Consider the following 17450-nt stretch of genomic DNA (forward strand, 5'->3'; position numbering starts at 1 on the left):
TCCTTATTCCATTGCGGTTTATGATAGAAAACAATGATTAAAATAAATGCTTTAAATACTTGTATTACTTGTAATACAAGTATTTATTTCGTATATTGTATTTAAATAAAAACAAAGACGATTATGGAAAATCAAACAGTTCAACATTTAAAGATCGGTTCGATTAAGACCGACCCCGGACAGCCGAGGAAAACTTTTTCAGAACAAGGGTTAAAGGAACTTGCGGAGAGCATTTCCGAATTTGGGGTATTACAGCCCATCACGGTTCGCAAAACGGGCAAGACCTTTACCATCGTAATGGGCGAACGCAGGTACAGGGCGTGTAAATTACTTGACCTAAAGACCATCCCCTGTATGGTCAGGGAATTGGAAAAGGATGCCATTTTGGAAATCCAGATCATCGAGAACCTACAGCGCAAGGACGTTGAACCAGTAGAGGAAGCCGAGGCGATAGCCATGCTAAAGACCAAATTTTCCCCCGAGGAAATTGCCACCCGTATCGGACGTAACAAAAAATTTGTTTACGGGCGTATCAAGTTATCGGAGTTGATAGAGGGCTTCAAACATTATGTAAGGAGCAAGGAAATGACCCTATCACTGGCCATTGGTGTGGCCTCTTTTCCCGCAGAGGAACAGCAGATGATCTTGGAGGGCATGGGGGGAGATTTCAAGGAAAGGTATGTGCAGAACGCCATAAACCAACAGGCTTTCGATTTGGCAAAGGCGCCCTTTGCACTTGACGACAAGAATTTGGTGCCAAAGGTAGGGGCGTGTACCCTTTGCCCGTTCAATTCGGCCAATCAGGGAAGCCTTTTTGGGGACGGCAAACAGATATGTACAAAATCAAGTTGTTATGCCACCAAAAAGACAAAAAACCTGCTCAACCTGATCGAGACGGTCAAAAAGGACGGACGGTTGTTGATCCCCAAGATCAACAAGTATGCTCTGGACAGCCAAGATAACCAGTTGTTCCTTTCCATATTGGGGGAAAATGGTTTGGAAATCCATTTGATGGGCGACATGGACATACTCAATGAGCCTGTTATGCCCACCGAGCAGTCCGTTCGTGACGAACACCATTGGAGGGAATTGACGGATGATGAAGTAAAGGAGGAACTCGAAGAACAGATGGAGTGTTATTCGGAAGAAGTCGAAACCTATACCAATGCTCCCGAAAATGGTTTCAATAAGGGAATCCTGATCGACCCCAAAACCTGTATTTGGGAGGAAGTCTATTTAAGGCATAAGGAAATTGCCAAAATGGAAACCAGTGCTGTTCCCTTCGAAAAAAAGAAGATGGACGATTGTACGCCCACGGAGAAAATCCAAAAGATGAACGACAGGGAAATCCGTAAGAAACAAATCGAGAACAACAAACAGTTTGAGGAAGTGGTACGGATGGTAAGGGAATCGGACTACCATAACTCTAAAAAGACATTGACCACTGATGAAATGGTTGCCTTTTGCTTGGTGTTGTTCGAGAACCACATTGGGTGGCACAACCAAGAAGAGTTCTTTAAGGGGTTCCTGGGGAAGTCCGGAAAAAAGTGTGCAGCAGGAGTGGTCGAAGAGTTCCGGAAAAACTTCAAAAAGGAGGTATTCCACAAGCTGATACGGTTTGTAATGGCAAGGGAAGTCCACTTTGGGGAGCTGAACCACATGAACAACAACGTGAACAGTTCCGTTTATACGGCAATCAGGCCCTTTTTGACCAAAGAGTTTGAAACCATTGAAACCGATTTTGAGGAAAAAAGGATCAAAAGGGAGAAGCGGTTGAATGAGCGTATCGCCGCTCTTGAAAAGGAGAACGAAATGCTAAAAAGCGCATAATGCCCCAAACACGGATTTTATGGCAACAATTGAATTTGAACAACGATTGAAAAAGGGAGAGAAAGGGTTAAGGGATGCCTTGGCCGCCCACATGGACAAAGGAACCAACTATGCCGATGTGAGGGACTTTATCCATGATGTGAGACAGATATTGATCAATCATGAGCTTTCCGAATTGTTCCAGACCGGGCATGGACATAACCATGTTTGGATCAAAAGGGTGGGGGACAACGAACGATGGGCGATCATCACGGATTGATAGATACGGGACGGGTTCCCAAACGCAATGTTCGTTTTTGTTAAGGTTGGAGGTCCGCAGGCCATTGGTTTGCGGACTTTTTTTATGCCCCAAAAAAAGGGCGGTTTATGGATGGCCGCCCTTTAAATAAAAACAAAGACTGGTTTAAACCGGTCCGTTCAAATATACTTCTAAATGGGGACCTAAAAAATACAATAAATACAAGTATTTTAAGTATTAATTGTGTAACTTTGAATTATTGTACAACAAGTAATTATTGTGAAAGTTATATCCGTCATCAACAAAAAAGGGGGGTGCACCAAAACGACAACGTGCATCCACATGGCCGCATACCTGGCCAAAAGGGGAAACAAGATTTTGCTCATTGACTTTGAGGCACAGCGAAATCTTTCTATCGGGTACGGGATCCCGGAGGATTATCCCTACACGGTGTTCGATATGCTCAACGGGGATGCCGGCATTAGATTGAAGAACAAAAAAACGAACCTTTACATTTTGCCCGGATCGGAAATGATCGATACCAAGGTCTATTCCCTGGATGTCTTAAAAAACAGAATGGCCGCCCTTTACCATTTTTTTAAGGAGGAATTCAAGATCGTTTTTGATTATGCCATTATCGATTGTTCCCCATCGGACCTTAAGAACAAGTACGACGGTAAGGGGAAGCTGCAACCGAAGTTGAACCAGTTGGCGCTTTATGCTTCCGATGCCTTTATCATTCCCCTGGTACATGAAAAATTTGCGGTCGATGGGTTTTCAAACTTTATTGCGGACGCAATTTCTTTCAAGGCGGAATTCAATCCATCCCTTACGATGGGGGGCGTTTTTTTCAATAAGGTGGAAGAGAACACCAGGCGCTTCAAAAAATATTATGAGATAGTAAAGGAATCGATACCTGAAGAGTATTTCATAAAATCATATGTCCGTAAGGACGTGTTGATCTCCGATGCTGCGGACGAGGGGAAAAGTATTTTTGAATTGGCCCCAAATTCAAGGTCGGCCAAGGATTACAGTAAATTGTGTAGAGAATTATTGACTAAGATAAATTAAACGATTATGGGAGGAGACAAAGTATTAAAAGCAAGGTTTGAACAGTTCGACGCCATAGAGTCCAAGGTGTCGCAAAAAGAGAGGAAACCCAAAAGGGTATCGTTCACGATCACCCATGATGCAGAGACCAAAGAACTTATGGACGACATCCAATGGCTCCAGCAGTATGTCGTGAAAAAAAGCCCGGTTTCCCAAGGGGATGTCATTTCGGAGGCACTGGAGCTCTTGGCGGACAAGATTGGCTATAACAAGCTGAAAAAGGAATACGCGGAGGATCTGGCCAACGCAACGATCACGGCCGGCAGAAAGAGTAGGAGGTAACACCAATTTGAATCAAATCATTTAGTTATGGATATTCAGGACATTAAAAAAATGCCAGTGGCCAAGCGTATTTTGATCGCTCAGGACATTTGGGACTCTATCGAGGACAAAGACTCCATTGAGTTGAGCGATGATACCAAAGCGGAACTTGATAGCCGTATCGATCACCACAAGAGCGGTAAGGCCAAATATTATTCCCTGGAGGAATCGAGGGAACGAAACGCCAAGTTGAGGAATGACCTATAGATTCCAGATCCTTGAAGCCGCCGATCAGGATATTGCGGAGGCCATCCTTCAATATGAGAATGTCCGTAAGGGCCTGTCGGTCGATTTTGAACTTTGCCTGGAGGAAGGATATGCCGATATATTGAACACGCCCCTTGGTTATCAGGTAAGGTACAGGGAGGTCAGGATCAAGTTTATCAGGCGTTTTCCCTATGGGATCCACTATATGGTCGAGGATGATATGATAACGGTAATCTCCGTTTTCCATCAATCCAGAAGCCCGAGGAAATGGTTTAAAAGATTAGGGGAAAAATAAATTTGCCATGGAACATCCGAACAAGGAACAAAGGGACAACCAAGCCAAAATGTTGGAGCAGCTCCCAAAGGAGCTAAGGGAAGAACACGCCCAAATCTTTCGGTTGGGTAACGCTGCTTACATATACCATTCGTTGGCCAGTGAAGAACTTGAACCTACGGAGGAAGATTTTGAAGAGTGGCTGGAGGGCCTTCCGGAAAATGTTGGCACCGATATGAAGGCGAGGGGATTTGAAGAGTGCCGGGGCATATTCTCGTTCACCAGGTATGTGATGGAGAAGAACGATATCGGGATGGATGAATGGATGGAGCAAAACCTTTCCGGAGAGGATTATCGAGCCTATTCCGAAATGCACAGGAAAATGAAAGAACGCAATTCATAAATTGGGAAAAAGAGTCAGGACATATCCGGAAATCCAGACGGGACAGCTTTGGAGTGTGAATGGGCAGGTCTATGAACTGGTCGATATGCGGGTAACCGCTGTGGAGTCGCCAACTAAGTTTTTGACCACAGTATTTTTCAGGAGCAAAGACCCAAACAGTGAAAATCCTTTTTTTGAGGAAAAGGTCAAAACGGTACTTTCCGATCCAATTTTCAAAAGGCACATATTCGGCGGCAGAAGGGAACTGGAGGAATGGCTGCAAGATGTGCCGGGAGGGGTCAGTACAAGGCTCTATAACATCCTTCGCGGGCTATGTAAAAAGGAGTTCAACGGTATGGCGGACGATGTTTCCCCCTTTGAGCTCACCAAGGAAGGATTCTTGGCCCTAGATGGCGCGGGCAAAAAATCTTGGGAAGAATTTGAGAGGGCCAAAAAAGTGCACCAAAATGAAAACCCGAAAAAGCGAAAATTCTAAATAATATGGAAAAGCGCACCCAAGAGGAAGAGGATTTTTATCAGGCCAAAAGGATCTTTGCCAGTGCTGTTTGCACGATCCTTGAAAAAGACGGGGCCCAATCGGCCAAAAGAGAGTTGGAAAAAGCGTTCGACGATACCACCTTGGGACATTTCCCGAACGAATTGACCAAGGACGGCATTTATGATACGATCATCAACTTGGAACGTTCGGAGATTGTTTACAGGGACGAAAAATATAACAAATCATGGGCATGAAAAACTTAAAATACTTGGTACTTATCGGGTGGGTTTTGATCTTGTTCTCTGGTTTGGTAGGGCTGTTGAACATAACCGGCATTCCATTTATAAACGAGATTTGGAAATCGGGCGTTGTCGTTCTATTGGCCGGAATTACTTGGAAGTTGTACAACAAGAAAAAATAGGGTCTTAAAATCCTATACTAAAACAAGAAATGAATAATAGTGGCCGTGGAAAAAACGATTGACATCCAAGTTACTTTGTCAATGATCAGTTACCAAATGCTTTCTGATGCCGGGCAAAAGGAAAAGCAGTATGGCAGGTCGGCAAAAGAAGTATTAATCGTTTTTTGGGAACAACACGGCCAGTTGCTGAATATCAATGACCGAATCAGTTTCTTGGATGATGTAGATGGGCTTCAAGTATTTTGTCTAATAAGGCAGCGCACCTTTTTGATTGGAGTTGGTGGGGTGCCGGACATGGTTTTGTTCACTTTGGAGGGGGCTGTATATCCCGAGGACGAGCTTCAAGATTTGTAAGAACACCGGAAGATTCCGCCTTACAGATTCAAAGGCGAAAAGGGGATATCGGGTGCGAAAGTGTAAGCCCGGAACGGTGGGAAAGGCCCGAAACGGCCAAAACATCGGCCAACGGGCCGAAAAACCCGATAAAGTGCAGGAAAAAGGGGACGATAACGGGTATTATGTTCAATAGAACAGGGGAAAGCCCCTTTAAGATAATGAAAATTTAAACCGATTCAAAGCATGAACACGCTCGTAACAAAAATGGAGAAAAAGAAAGCAGACCTGTTCATGGAGTGCCTGCAAGCCTATAGGGAGAACAAGTTTTTTGAGACGGACATCGAGGCCGTGTTCCTATTGTACGATTCAAGCGGAGGCGAGTGCCAAATCGAGCTGACTTCCTCAAAGGACATCGTAGGCGAGGTCTTCACCATCGGGGAGCATATGGACATAAGATTTGAAAAATTAGATTGAACTGCCCAGAAGCGGGAGTTAAAACACAAAGTGAGAGCATGGCAGAAAAGGAAAAAGACGGGCTGATAGCCTGGGAAAACCTGATAATTGCAGGTGGCGGTCTTTTGGACGTTGGGAACAAGATAAACGAAGCCAAAAAATCCGATAGACTATATGGAAAGTACAGGGGCAAACACGGCAAATGGATCTACTGGACCAAGGTTAAAATCCAAGCCTTGCCCGATGGCCACAGGAAACATTTTGTGGAAAATGAAAAATAATCCTAACAGGGAATGACAAAAAAACAGGAGAAAGAGCATGAGGACGAAATTCGAGCACTGAATTCCATTTTATTGGAAATGAAAGACCATGCAAATGCTCTGGGCCATGAGCGAGACAGATGGAGAGAGCTGGCCATTGTCCTGATGAAGAAACTGGGCATACCCTATTCGGAGGAAGAGGAGCCCGAAAACCTAATCGATAAACTTTAAATTTTGATAATGGGAAACATCATCGAAATGACAAGGGAGTGGATCCAGATGAACGATTATGAAAGAAGGGTCATAGCCCTATCCCACGCAAATGGTTTCACCAATAACGGTATTACCGTTACCGAATCCCACATGATGCGTTTACTGGACCTTGGCCAGCCCAAGTGTGTTTTTGGCTACGACGGCGAACAACTTAAGTATTCAAGGATCCACAAGGACAGCACCGAGGTAATGAGGGTAATCACCAACAACTATCTTATTGATCCCGGAATTGATGGAATAGAGGATTTTGAACTAATCGACGATGAATGATGGTAGATGTATTTGTGAAGGGAAGCACGATGGAGGAACCGGCGGCATCCGGGGAAATTGTTTTTGATGATGTGAAAGCCTTTAAGCTCCACACTTCGGATATTTTATTTGAAAAGGATAAATTCTATTACAGGACCAGATTATGAAAGTACAGGACAGGCCAACCACAATCTATGTTAGGGACATAGACGAAGCAACCTCCAAAAACTTTTCCAGGCTTAAAAAGCGTTACGCCTCCAATTCCAATACAGAGGTAGTCAAGAGGCTCATAAACGATTTTGAGGGCAAAGAAGAAGATTTGACCGAATGTAAGACCATGATTGCCGAACAAAAGGAAAAAATTGAACGTATGCAGCGAATCATCATGGATTTTCAGGAATCCCGCAATGCCTTGTTGAATTTTATGCCATGACCATGTTCGCATCGATTTTCCGGAACCGCTGCTGCAGGATCCTACTCCAGTTTATTTATGTTCGCATAAATTACCAATTTGGAATTGGCCACAGCTCATTTAAATTCGCATAAATGGCATACACCAGATATAGGGCCATCGTAAAAGTTCTTTGTCAGGAATGCCAGGCAAACGTAAACGCTAAACGCAGGATAGATACCGATTGCCGTCGGTGCCGTTTCCTGAAATACAACAATGTCAACAAGTTGATGAAGTTTACAAAATTCCTTCACTCGGATTTCCCCAATTGGGCATGGTTCAACATCTACGAGTACAAAAAGGGAGAGCCGGGGAGAAAGCTGGCCAGTTACCAAAAGGGAAAGAACGAGCCCACAGACGATCAGATATAAAAAAAGGGACAACCCGGGGGGGGCATCCCATTTCTTGAATCAAACTCGCGTTTGCTTCTTTCATTTCAAAGATAAATAATTCAGGCAACACTCCTTTGCTTTTTTGACCTTTTTCATCCGCAATCGGTTAGATAAGGATTATTCATTCTATATACAATGCTATTGCCGTTCATCGAATTGTAGGAATTTTATTTGTGTTGATGCCGATTACCCTTTAGTTTAGGACCACCTAAAAGGAACTACAATCCTTTTGATGAATTGGAAAATCCCTTGATTTATTGAAAATACAGCAGCTTGCCATCCCGTAACCGGAAAAACTCATTTATAATATAAATGGATTCATTCACACCGGGTCAGATGGCGGGGGCGGGCTGCTTTTTTTCCTTGCTTCAGATCTTAATTTTTTTAAAAGGTAGGTCAGGGCCATTATGCTTCTATGCAATTTTCCACGTTTTATGAAATCGCTGGACCTTGTTTCGGCCTTTTTCTTGATAAGCCCATCCCTGAGCTCTTCAATTGAATTTTCTCTGTAAAGATCCGCAGTTATCAGTTTTGAGCGGACCTCCTTAATCATATCACCGTTTGGCCTGAAAAAGAGCATATTAATCATAGTTTCAAATTTATGACCTTCCAGCATTATTTCATTTATGAGGAGATATATTTTCGATGAATCGTACCTTGCTTTTTTGACCTTTTTCATCCGCAATCGGTTAGATAAGGTTGTTACGCTGGATATGGTCCAGGTGTCCGCAATCCGTTAGAATACGCATAAACAAAGGGGTTGTAGGGGTTTATGTAATCCGCAATCAGTTAGAATTGTGGTGTAGGGGAGGGCGGTTTTTGTCCGCAATCAGTTAGTTATGGACTTATTTTCCCTTGATTTGGACATATTTTTAAAATTTTAACGGCCCAGAGAGAATCTACATTTCTACACAAATCCTCCGCAATCCGTTAGAATACGCATAAACAAAGGGGTTGCAGGGGTTTATGTAATCCGCAGTCGGTTAGAATTGAATGAACTGAAAAAAAGGTCGTCCGCAAAGTGTTTGAATAGTAATAGGTGTCCGCAATAGGTTAGTCTATTCCGAATCCTTTTTGAAGATGTGCTCGTAATTGTCCAGGATAACCTTACTTACTGCATTGGGAAGATCATGCATCTTTTCAAAATTATCCTTGATGTCAAAGAAATGGGTATTTATGAGTGTTTTAAGGAAGCTGAACTGATATTTGTTCATAAGGCCCACCAAGCGGCTCTTATCCTCTTTAGAAAGCGTAAAATTAGCCTCAAATAAAGAAAATATCTCTTCTATCCTTTCCACATTATGACGAACCGGCGCTTTGTTGTTGGTCTTATAGAACTTGAACGTAAAGCCAACGATTTTCCTGCCCTTTTTTATTTCGGAATAATTGAAGCTCACATCTGCAATCTCGTCCAACATCTTTTTTGCCGGCTCGATAATCTTTTGCTTGAATGCACTCGATGTATTCTTTTGGTAGAGATTGTCCGGTATTTCGAGCTCATTTCTGAACTGTTGCAAGGAGTGGACGGTCCTGCCGCCCATGTCGAACCACTGGCGGATGTAATAATAGAATTTGATATTGTAGGTTCCCTGGAGGTTGAAGCTGCTCTCGGCGAGGTATTCGGTATATCCTTTGCTCAGGTCGGTCAAAAAGCCGTAAAATCCGGCATCAAGGTTCAATTTGACGTGCGAACGGCTCAATGTCCATTCGGGCTTTTCGATAACCCCAACCAGCTTCACGGTCTCCTCTTCTTTGCCGTCCACTTCCATTTTGCTTGATATGGGCAGGGTTTTTTCCCTTAGCCCGGCCAGGGTAGTATCAAGCCTTTCCTTTGCGTTGTCTGTATCGAGCATCAAGTCGCGGTAATGGAATTGTAACGAGATATTGCCATTTAAATCAATCTGGGGGCTGTAATCGATTTCTTGGTGTACCTTTATCCTTTGCAGGACCCTAACTAGGACACGGTTCTCTCCGGCAGAAAAATTGAACTTGACAAAATTGGCCGTCAGTTGATATGGCTGCCTTACCACATCAGGAAGTTTGATTTTTTTGTTGGTATCCCTGTCAACAATTATAGCCATATCCGCAATCGGTTAGTTTAAAGTAACCAAATATATGATTTTAAGTTAGAGTTCCATCCGCATTCAGTTAGATAATGTCCGCAATCGGTTAGAGTTCCATCCGCAATAGGTTAGAATAAAACTTTGTCAGCCCTTATAAAACAAGGCAAAATCGCGGTGCTGTAATTTAGTATTTAATCCTGACTATTCTATTTAGTATTTCTATTATGAAAAAAGCAATTTTGATATATCCTGTTAACTTGTTAATAAGGTTTCAAAAAAGGCATAATTTTCAACAAAAATTCCGCCTTTTTTTCATAAAAATACTTTGCTCCGCAAAATGAAAATGGTATTTTGAAAAAGGTCAAAAAGCATCCGCAATCGGTTAGAGAACGATAGAAAAAATCTATCGCACCTGTATTATTTTACCATTTGCCAAAAGCCATTTTAAGTTAAAAAATTCCCTTAAAAATCCAACCATTTTTATTCGGGCCTTTGGATTTAGAAAATCGAAAAAGTTTGAATAATGATGAAAGGTTTTGCAATGCAAAATGTTTGAAATTTACTTCGTGTGAATTTCATCGAAATATGATCTTGATTTTTGGAATGCAATGGAAAAAGTCAGTTTTTTGAATTTCGGAACGTAGTGGAGAAACAAAAAAGCAAGCAGTAATCACGCAGGGCGAGATTAATGCTTGGTAATTTCCTGATAAACAGAAAATTACAAAAATAAATTAGTAAAAAAATTACTAAATAATTAGTAAATTATTGTAAAAATACCTTATTAGACCCTATAATATATGGAAAGTACAATTACTAATTGATTAGTAAAAAATGCTAAATTGCGATATTCAAGATAAAAATCGGATATTGCTTCAAAAGCAAAGCTATTACCATGAGAACAATGAAAATCGAAGAGGATGTAGCAACACGTCTGGCCGTTCTTAAACGGAAATTCAAAAGGAAATCATTCTCGGATTTACTGGAAAGTTTTTGTGATTTTTTTGAAGAATCAAGATTAAAACCAACCGACCTTGACAGTGCCCGTAGACCACCTTCTTTAGTGATAACGGAACGCACCAATAGGATCATTTCCTTTATCAAGACATCCGAGGAAAAATATCTGAAGGAGATTCTTAACCTGGTGGAGAAGTTGTATGTACAGATGGAGAAGAACAATCTCCAGCTTCCTGAAACCACCGTACCAATAAAACAGGATAAAAAATCGGTACAGGTAGCGGAACCTCCCAAAGAAATTGTTGGCCAACAGGACCAGTTTATTGAACTGAAAACGGAGCTTAAAAAGGCAAAATCTGAAAAAGGGGAACTGGAATACCGTTTGGAGAACCAGAACAAGTTCATGAAAGAGCTTTTGTCCAAATTCAAAAAACAGAGCATGACAGGGAACTGGACCATTTCAAATGAACAGTACCAACATTATAAAGAAGAATTGAGCAAACTATGATAATGAAAGTCCATAAGCCAAGCAGCACACCTGGAGCCGACAACAAAGGCAGTGTCAGTAAACTTATCGACTATTTGGAAAAAGAGAAAAGTAGCCTCGAAAACGGAGGTTTTTTCTTTGGGAGGACGAAGGATGACGACCGCTTTCAGGATATGATAACACGAACGCAAGCAGCTATGGCCATTGATAGGAACATAAAGGGATTGAAGAAAAAGGATTCAAAATTCTTTATGCTCACCCTGAATTTTTCCTCCAAGGAACAGGAGCATATGGCCAGTAAGATAGCCGGAAGAAAAATAACCGATGTAGCCCAATTGAATGAAAGGGAAAGGCAGGTCTATGAACAGAAAATGAAAATGTACACCCAAAAGGTCATGGATGAATATGCCAAAAATTTCAACCGTGGACTTACCGAAAAGGATATGATTTATGTCTCCAAAATCGAGCACAACCGAACCTATAAAGGTAACGACCCCGAAGTGTTGAAAGGCGATAAAAAATCCGGCGATAAAAAGCCTGGGATGCACACCCACGTCCACATCGTTGTCAGCAGACAGGATGCTACCCAAACCAAATCATTGAGCCCGAACGCAAAAGAGTTGAAGGCGAATTCGCATCATGTCCTGAACGGGAACAAGGTCACCAAGGGCTTCAACCATGAGGTATTCAAATTAAAGACGGAAAGATTGTTCGATAAGGAATTTGCCTATGGAAGAAAGTTCCATGAAAGCTATTCTGCCAAGTCCAACAACGAATCCCTGAAAAGCGTGGCCACTATGTACAAAAACCAATTGACACCGCAGGAATACAAGGAAATGGCAGCGCTTTCGGACAGCAACCTGAACATGGTGTATCGATATTTCACCAAACCAAACCAGGCAATGCTCCATAAACTTAACACCAATATCCAGAACCAGTTGAGCCTTAAGGCCAAGGTACAGGACCAAATGCTCAACGGCCTATGAAGATAACCTTACTCGATATTGGCCTTTTCCTGATCTGCCTTTTTTACTCTTATGCTATTTTGGAGTTTGTCCAAAGGAGGGAAAAATACAGCATCCTGTTAGGGGGAAACTTCATTATTGGACTTTTTCTATTTGTGATACTCCACGCACCGATCGTATATATACTTAAGGTCTTGGGGATAGGCCTGGCCGCTGCAATGGTCCTCTATATTCTTTTGAACCTTGGTAAATCTGAAAAAAAAGGGAAACGTTCCGACAAATCCTATACCGGCGACCCGATAAAACTAAAGACCAAAGATGGGGACACCATAAAATATTACGAGCCACTAGAAAATTTTTTGGTGTACGGCGGAGCTAATGCAGGTAAGACGGCCTCCCTCGGAAAACCGTTATTGTTGGAATATCTAAAATTGGGGTATTGCAGTTTTGTTTACGATGCAAAGGAGTTTGACTATTCCAAGACGATTTATGGATATTACAACACCCATGAGCAGAGCTCGAACCTGTTCTATGTGAATTTCAACGACCCGAACAAAAGCCATAGGTTCAATCCGACCAAACCGAGCCTTTTCAACAACAGCACCCATTTTGAGGAAGTAAACGAGCAGTTCCTAAGAAGTTTGAAGGGCCTACACTCCAAAGACGATGAATGGTGGGGCGCCGCACTTGGTTTGTACAAGGGCATCAGTTGGATGTTCTTCAAACATTTTCCGGAACTGTGCACCTGGCCTCATATAGCAAATTTCTTCCTGCACAGGGAAACTTCCGACCTGGTGGAGTTCTTGAATTCTGATAATAGGGCAAAAGGTTACGCTTCAGCTTTCCTTAAGGTACAGGACAGCGAAAGGACATTGGCGTCGATACAGTTCAACCTTAGTAACTACTTGAGCAAGATAGCGAACAACGAGGCTTTGTGCTATATCCTAACAGGAAACGATTTTGAGTACAATTTTGTCAATCCCGAAAGGCCTATCAGTTTTTGTGTTTGCAATTCACACCAGATCTCCAACACGCTTTCCCCGGTCATAGGGGCCCTGGTCAACATTGCGGCCAAACAATTTGACCTTACAAATAAGAACCCTTTGCTTTTCTGTTTGGACGAAGCTACCACTTTCCACATACCTAATTTTGAGGGATTACCGTCCCTCTTACGTGAGTTCAAGGTCGCCTTCCTGATGTTAACGCAGAGTTCATCGAAAATAGAGAAACTTTATGGGAAACTCGATTTGAATAGCATACATTCAAATTTTACTAACAAGTTTTTTGGAAAGACGGGGGATGTTAACGCCGTTAAGGACTACCAACAACTTTTTGAAAAAGTGATGAACGAATATACCAGCGAATCAAGAAATTACGGCCAGAGCTATTCGGAGGGGACCACTATGACAAAACGCAAGGAATTCAAGTTCGAGGCCGATTTTTTCAGCCATTTACAACCGGGAGAGTTCGTAGGCATCGGGGGCCAGTCCAACTATATCGACTTTCACAAAAGGTTTGTGCCTTACGACCGGTCCCTGGACATGGAACCAAGGACGGTAAGGGAAAAGATCGTTACTGCCGCAGACCTTGACGAGAACCTTGAGACAATAATCAACGAAGTAAAATCCATATCAATTTAAATAGAACATTATGAGAACAAACCTTAGAAAGAAAATGATCTTGGCAGCCACCCTGTTACTGCCCTTGTCCACGTTCGCACAGAACAGCTTCATCAACAACGCAAAGGATGTGATCAATGAGTACCTGATACCCATTATCATCATCGGGGTAATAGTATCGGCGGGAGCGGGTTTGCTCTACAACTTGGATGATTTTGTGGACAAAAAGGGCGATGGGACGCGCTCAAAGGCCCTTACCAACATTGGTTGGATAGTGGGTATAGCTTTGATAGCGATCCTGGCCTTTATTGCGATCATCAACTGGATAGCCGGCCAATCCATCCAAATCAATTGATGGTATGTACGAATACAAGGTAATCAAAGGGACCAGGCGGACGCTCTACCTGAAAGGACTTAAGTCCCGGTATTTCTATTTCTTCTGTTTTATTGGGGGAATAGGTGCACTGGGCCTTGTGCTTACCGGGCTCAACGGCGGGTTGATCCTCCATCTTTTTTATGCACTGGTATTCGTGATAGCACTGTATGCATTTTTCTTTTGGTTGAGCCTTGAAAAGCCCTTTGGGGGAATAAAGCGGACGTATTCCGTAATCCAGAACATCGATCTGGTAAAAATTCTGAAGAAATGATAGTAAGCGCAGAAAAAGCATATTCCATTGATACCATTTACGGTAACACACTTATTTCCACGGACGGAAACCTGTCCAAGGTATATGTTATGCGCATGCCCGAAAAGTACAGCCTTTCGGAAAAGGATTTTGACCGCCAGCACATCCGGAACTATAAGGCATTCAGGTCCATGCCGGAAAATTCCTTTGTCCACAAACAGGACCTGGGACTTGTCAAATACTATGATGCCTCCCATTTGCCCGAAAACAATATCCTCCAGCGTGCCTACAAGAACCATGTGGACGGAAGGAAGTACCTCCAGCACCAGACATTGTTGATCTATACGCTAACGGGCCTCAAAATGCTTGCGCCCAACGTGGTCAGGAACCCTTTGGGGTATAAGGAAAAGTACAATAAAAAGGACCTTTTCAGAATCCAGTCGTTCGAGGAAAGCGTGCGGTCGAGCGTGAGCATCCTATCGCAAGGGGCCATAGAGATCTCGCCCATCGACGAATCCGAACTGATCGTTTATGTCAAGGAGTTCTGTAACGGCTTCACGGGGGAGAACACCGATATTGATTATACGGGCGAAAACGATAAGATGAGCATACTTGATAACAAGTATGAGGTTTTGACCGTCCCCAGGCAGGAATATCTTCCGGATTCGATTTCCAATATCATCGAGGATTTCTCCGATCAGGAATTTGTTTTCTACAAAGGGTTTATGGATGATTTTGGGGAGACCTTCTGTTACAATCACATTTATAACCAGATCATTTATTTCAAGGGACATAACAGGATCAAAGGGGACATCGAGGCTTCACACCTTACCCATGCCCAGAACCGGGGCTGGAGCAAATCGATTGAGGCCGATACCGAGGAAATTGGAGAGCGCCTTAAGGAAATTTCCCAAGACAATTCCAATGTTCTGGTACAGGCCAATTTCAACCTAGTGATATGGTCCGGGGATGAAAACGAGCTTAGAAAGGCCACAGAAGAGGCCAAGACCATTTTCCAGACCAACGGGATGGAATATTACAGGGCGTCCAATGTAACTATCCAAAACCTATGGCTTTCCTCCATTATTGGACGGAATACCCTGATAAATCAAAAGTTCCTTTTTGAACAACCATTGAAACAGGCTCTATGCCTGTTTACCAACACTTCCAATTATGTAACGGACGATACCGGTATCCTTTATAATGAAAGACTGTACGGGACACCTGTTAAGCGCGATCTATGGGACGTCGATAAAAAGCGCATCAATGCACGGAACTCGATAAAGATAGCCCCGACCGGTAGTGGTAAAAGTTTTTCGATGTTATGGGAGATCTTCCAAGAGCTGATGTCCGGGATCATAGTTTGCCTGATCGAGATAGGGAGCTCAGGGGATCTCTTTGCAAAATTGTTCCCTGATATTTCGGTACAGATCAAATTCGACTTTGACAAACCCCTTGGGGTTAACCCCTTTCGTTTGGAACCAGGAGAGGAGATCGGGAACAGAAAGATAATGTTGTTGTCGGCCCTTTGCTTCAAGTTTTGGCAAAAGAAGGAGTACAAGGAAGATACGGACCATGATAGGGCCATGAAAAAACTGTTGCGCCACTATTATGAGCAGATACCCAGCGGCCATAGCTTCCCGTCATTTTACAATTTCTTGAAGTCCAAAAGGGAAATGGTCCTTTTGGACCTTGAAATTGAGGAACGTTTCTTCGACATGGGCAGTTTTCTCCATATTTGCGAGGATTTCCTTCCCGGGGGCATGTACGAAAACGTATGTGCAGACACGGACGTTACCCTGGAGAGCCAGGTGGCCGATAAGCAATTCATCCATTTTGAACTTAGCAGGATAAAGAGCGATCCTTTCTTGGTTTCCATCATGATCCATTTGATAAACTATGTCATCGACACCAAGATCTTGAGCGATCGTAGCAAAAGGGCCAAGATCAAATATGATGAGTTTGCGGAGACCCAGGAATTGAAGTCCGTTTTATCGGACGACCACGTTTTGGCAACGGTGGCCTTTTTGTACCAAAAGATCAGAAAGGAAAACGGAGGTGTGGACATTGTTCTGCAATCGCCAACACAGATACCCTATAACCAATATTTTAAGAACATCATTGCCAACCACCAGATCTTGCACGTCCTGGAGGGCAACGATTTGGTCTATAAGAACACAAGGGAACTTTTGGAACTAAAGGACCACGACGAATATTTGATGAAGTCGATCGAGAACAACTTCAAAACGGACAGGCCCTATTCGGAGGAATACCTTAAAATCGGCAACAAGTACCGTAACATAGTCAGGCTTCAAGTGCCAAGGGAAATTTATTACGCTTTCCAAACAGAGGGCAACGATTGGGACTGGATGCAGAAGGACTATGAAAATACGGGAGATATGGAACAGACTATAATAAACATTATCAAGAGAAAAAATGAGAAACTTAGTATTCGTTAGTATGGTATTGGCGGGACTTGCCGGTCATGCCCAGATACCCGTTACAGATGCGGCAGCCGGGGCATCCCTCACCGCCATCAATGCACAGATAACCACCGGAAACATGACCCTGCAAGAGCTGGTGTCCATCCAAACGGCGGCCAAGGGAGAGGCGGTCAACACGCAGACGAACACCCTTAACACGCTCAAACAGGCAGAGAAGATGTACGAGATCTACACCAAGATCAACAACGCCATCACCACCGCAAAACTTGTGGACGAGATTTGGGACACCTCCAAGAACATGATCCAGTTGACCTTTGATGTCCATAGGATCGTCAACAGCTCCAACCTTGACGGGGACGTTAAGCGCACACTGATCAATACCGGGACCGATTTGCTCAATCGTGCGGAGGCACTACTAGAGATCGTCAACAAGATTTTGGAATCCGGCACGTTGAAGGGCGATGATATGGACAGGTTAAATGCCCTGATGGATATTAAGGAGCAGTTGGACAAACAATATACCGACTTGCAGGCTTACAGCTTTAATTGTATAGAAATGAACGGGCTATCATCTGAATCGATGGCCAAAAACTGAT

At 43.1% G+C, this 17450-nt stretch carries 28 protein-coding genes; 26 read left to right on the plus strand and 2 right to left on the minus strand.

Features of this window, described 5'->3' with window-relative positions:
- The first annotated feature begins 123 nt into the window (after window positions 1–123).
- The 19 genes from SD449_RS18885 to SD449_RS18975 all read left to right on the plus strand — a co-directional run bounded on the left by SD449_RS18885 (window position 124) and on the right by SD449_RS18975 (window position 7675).
- Window positions 124–1830, plus strand: coding sequence for a ParB/RepB/Spo0J family partition protein (locus SD449_RS18885; protein ID WP_318312837.1), 1707 nt, complete (start codon window positions 124–126; stop codon window positions 1828–1830).
- A 19-nt stretch (window positions 1831–1849) separates the two neighbouring features.
- On the plus strand, window positions 1850–2089 hold the full coding sequence (locus SD449_RS18890; RefSeq protein ID WP_318312838.1) for a hypothetical protein: 240 nt from the start codon (window positions 1850–1852) through the stop codon (window positions 2087–2089).
- Between the two features lie 258 nt (window positions 2090–2347).
- Entirely contained in the window at window positions 2348–3139 is a 792-nt protein-coding gene (locus SD449_RS18895; RefSeq protein WP_318312839.1) for a ParA family protein, read from the plus strand.
- A gap of 6 nt (window positions 3140–3145) precedes the next feature.
- Window positions 3146–3460: a hypothetical protein gene (locus SD449_RS18900; protein ID WP_318312840.1), complete on the plus strand. Its 315-nt coding sequence runs from the start codon at window positions 3146–3148 to the stop codon at window positions 3458–3460.
- Window positions 3461–3487: 27 nt separating this feature from the next.
- Window positions 3488–3706 (plus strand): addiction module protein, encoded by a 219-nt coding sequence (locus tag SD449_RS18905; RefSeq protein ID WP_318312841.1) that lies wholly within the window; start codon window positions 3488–3490, stop codon window positions 3704–3706.
- Window positions 3696–4001: a type II toxin-antitoxin system RelE/ParE family toxin gene (locus SD449_RS18910; protein WP_318312842.1), complete on the plus strand. Its 306-nt coding sequence runs from the start codon at window positions 3696–3698 to the stop codon at window positions 3999–4001. Before SD449_RS18905 ends, SD449_RS18910 begins: the two co-directional genes overlap by 11 nt.
- Window positions 4002–4008: 7 nt before the next feature.
- Window positions 4009–4383 (plus strand): hypothetical protein, encoded by a 375-nt coding sequence (locus tag SD449_RS18915; RefSeq protein ID WP_318312844.1) that lies wholly within the window; start codon window positions 4009–4011, stop codon window positions 4381–4383.
- 1 nt (window position 4384) lies between these two features.
- Complete coding sequence (locus tag SD449_RS18920; RefSeq protein WP_157731012.1) at window positions 4385–4858, plus strand: hypothetical protein; 474 nt, start codon at window positions 4385–4387, stop codon at window positions 4856–4858.
- Window positions 4859–4863: 5 nt separating this feature from the next.
- On the plus strand, window positions 4864–5115 hold the full coding sequence (locus SD449_RS18925) for a hypothetical protein (RefSeq protein WP_318312845.1): 252 nt from the start codon (window positions 4864–4866) through the stop codon (window positions 5113–5115).
- Window positions 5112–5282, plus strand: a complete 171-nt coding sequence (locus tag SD449_RS18930; protein ID WP_157731010.1) for a hypothetical protein — start codon at window positions 5112–5114, stop codon at window positions 5280–5282. Before SD449_RS18925 ends, SD449_RS18930 begins: the two co-directional genes overlap by 4 nt.
- Before the next feature lie 45 nt (window positions 5283–5327).
- Window positions 5328–5636: a hypothetical protein gene (locus SD449_RS18935; RefSeq protein WP_318312846.1), complete on the plus strand. Its 309-nt coding sequence runs from the start codon at window positions 5328–5330 to the stop codon at window positions 5634–5636.
- Between the two features lie 52 nt (window positions 5637–5688).
- The gene (locus tag SD449_RS18940; protein ID WP_318312848.1) at window positions 5689–5811 is read left to right on the plus strand and encodes a hypothetical protein; all 123 of its coding nucleotides are present in this window, start codon (window positions 5689–5691) and stop codon (window positions 5809–5811) included.
- Window positions 5812–5861: 50 nt separating this feature from the next.
- The gene (locus SD449_RS18945; protein ID WP_093980740.1) at window positions 5862–6092 is read left to right on the plus strand and encodes a hypothetical protein; all 231 of its coding nucleotides are present in this window, start codon (window positions 5862–5864) and stop codon (window positions 6090–6092) included.
- Window positions 6093–6130: 38 nt separating this feature from the next.
- Window positions 6131–6352, plus strand: a complete 222-nt coding sequence (locus SD449_RS18950) for a hypothetical protein (protein WP_157731008.1) — start codon at window positions 6131–6133, stop codon at window positions 6350–6352.
- A 12-nt stretch (window positions 6353–6364) separates the two neighbouring features.
- Window positions 6365–6562, plus strand: a complete 198-nt coding sequence (locus SD449_RS18955; protein ID WP_093980738.1) for a hypothetical protein — start codon at window positions 6365–6367, stop codon at window positions 6560–6562.
- A 9-nt stretch (window positions 6563–6571) separates the two neighbouring features.
- Entirely contained in the window at window positions 6572–6874 is a 303-nt protein-coding gene (locus tag SD449_RS18960) for a hypothetical protein (protein ID WP_093980737.1), read from the plus strand.
- Window positions 6871–7020 carry a hypothetical protein gene (locus SD449_RS18965; RefSeq protein ID WP_157731006.1) on the plus strand — a complete coding sequence of 50 codons (150 nt, stop codon included), beginning with the start codon at window positions 6871–6873 and terminating at the stop codon, window positions 7018–7020. The genes SD449_RS18960 and SD449_RS18965 overlap by 4 nt, the downstream gene beginning before the upstream one ends.
- Window positions 7017–7286, plus strand: a complete 270-nt coding sequence (locus SD449_RS18970; RefSeq protein WP_318312852.1) for a hypothetical protein — start codon at window positions 7017–7019, stop codon at window positions 7284–7286. Before SD449_RS18965 ends, SD449_RS18970 begins: the two co-directional genes overlap by 4 nt.
- A gap of 113 nt (window positions 7287–7399) precedes the next feature.
- A complete protein-coding gene (locus SD449_RS18975; protein WP_093980735.1) occupies window positions 7400–7675 on the plus strand; it encodes a hypothetical protein in 276 nt (91 codons plus the stop codon).
- Window positions 7676–8018: 343 nt separating this feature from the next.
- On the opposite strand, the gene SD449_RS18980 is transcribed toward SD449_RS18975, so the two are convergent.
- Both SD449_RS18980 and SD449_RS18985 read right to left on the minus strand, forming a co-directional pair.
- Window positions 8019–8375, minus strand: a complete 357-nt coding sequence (locus SD449_RS18980; protein ID WP_093980787.1) for a hypothetical protein — start codon at window positions 8373–8375, stop codon at window positions 8019–8021.
- A 379-nt stretch (window positions 8376–8754) separates the two neighbouring features.
- The gene (locus SD449_RS18985) at window positions 8755–9777 is read right to left on the minus strand and encodes a replication initiation protein (protein WP_093980786.1); all 1023 of its coding nucleotides are present in this window, start codon (window positions 9775–9777) and stop codon (window positions 8755–8757) included.
- 874 nt (window positions 9778–10651) lie between these two features.
- On the opposite strand from SD449_RS18985, the gene SD449_RS18990 reads away from it, so the two are divergent.
- The 7 genes from SD449_RS18990 to SD449_RS19020 are packed head-to-tail and all read left to right on the plus strand — an operon-like array spanning window position 10652 to window position 17449.
- Window positions 10652–11221 carry a BfmA/BtgA family mobilization protein gene (locus SD449_RS18990; protein ID WP_268224397.1) on the plus strand — a complete coding sequence of 190 codons (570 nt, stop codon included), beginning with the start codon at window positions 10652–10654 and terminating at the stop codon, window positions 11219–11221.
- Window positions 11222–11223: 2 nt separating this feature from the next.
- Window positions 11224–12186, plus strand: a complete 963-nt coding sequence (locus tag SD449_RS18995; RefSeq protein WP_268224398.1) for a DUF5712 family protein — start codon at window positions 11224–11226, stop codon at window positions 12184–12186.
- Window positions 12183–13805, plus strand: coding sequence for a type IV secretory system conjugative DNA transfer family protein (locus SD449_RS19000; protein ID WP_318312856.1), 1623 nt, complete (start codon window positions 12183–12185; stop codon window positions 13803–13805). Before SD449_RS18995 ends, SD449_RS19000 begins: the two co-directional genes overlap by 4 nt.
- 10 nt (window positions 13806–13815) lie before the next feature.
- Window positions 13816–14139 carry a hypothetical protein gene (locus tag SD449_RS19005; RefSeq protein WP_157731032.1) on the plus strand — a complete coding sequence of 108 codons (324 nt, stop codon included), beginning with the start codon at window positions 13816–13818 and terminating at the stop codon, window positions 14137–14139.
- A gap of 4 nt (window positions 14140–14143) precedes the next feature.
- Window positions 14144–14431: a hypothetical protein gene (locus tag SD449_RS19010; protein WP_093980781.1), complete on the plus strand. Its 288-nt coding sequence runs from the start codon at window positions 14144–14146 to the stop codon at window positions 14429–14431.
- Window positions 14428–16869: a VirB4 family type IV secretion system protein gene (locus SD449_RS19015; protein WP_318312857.1), complete on the plus strand. Its 2442-nt coding sequence runs from the start codon at window positions 14428–14430 to the stop codon at window positions 16867–16869. Before SD449_RS19010 ends, SD449_RS19015 begins: the two co-directional genes overlap by 4 nt.
- Window positions 16847–17449, plus strand: a complete 603-nt coding sequence (locus SD449_RS19020) for a hypothetical protein (protein ID WP_268224401.1) — start codon at window positions 16847–16849, stop codon at window positions 17447–17449. The genes SD449_RS19015 and SD449_RS19020 overlap by 23 nt, the downstream gene beginning before the upstream one ends.
- The last annotated feature ends 1 nt before the right edge of the window (window position 17450 follow it).

Source organism: Flagellimonas crocea, from assembly GCF_033441595.1.
Lineage (GTDB): Bacteria > Bacteroidota > Bacteroidia > Flavobacteriales > Flavobacteriaceae > Flagellimonas > Flagellimonas crocea.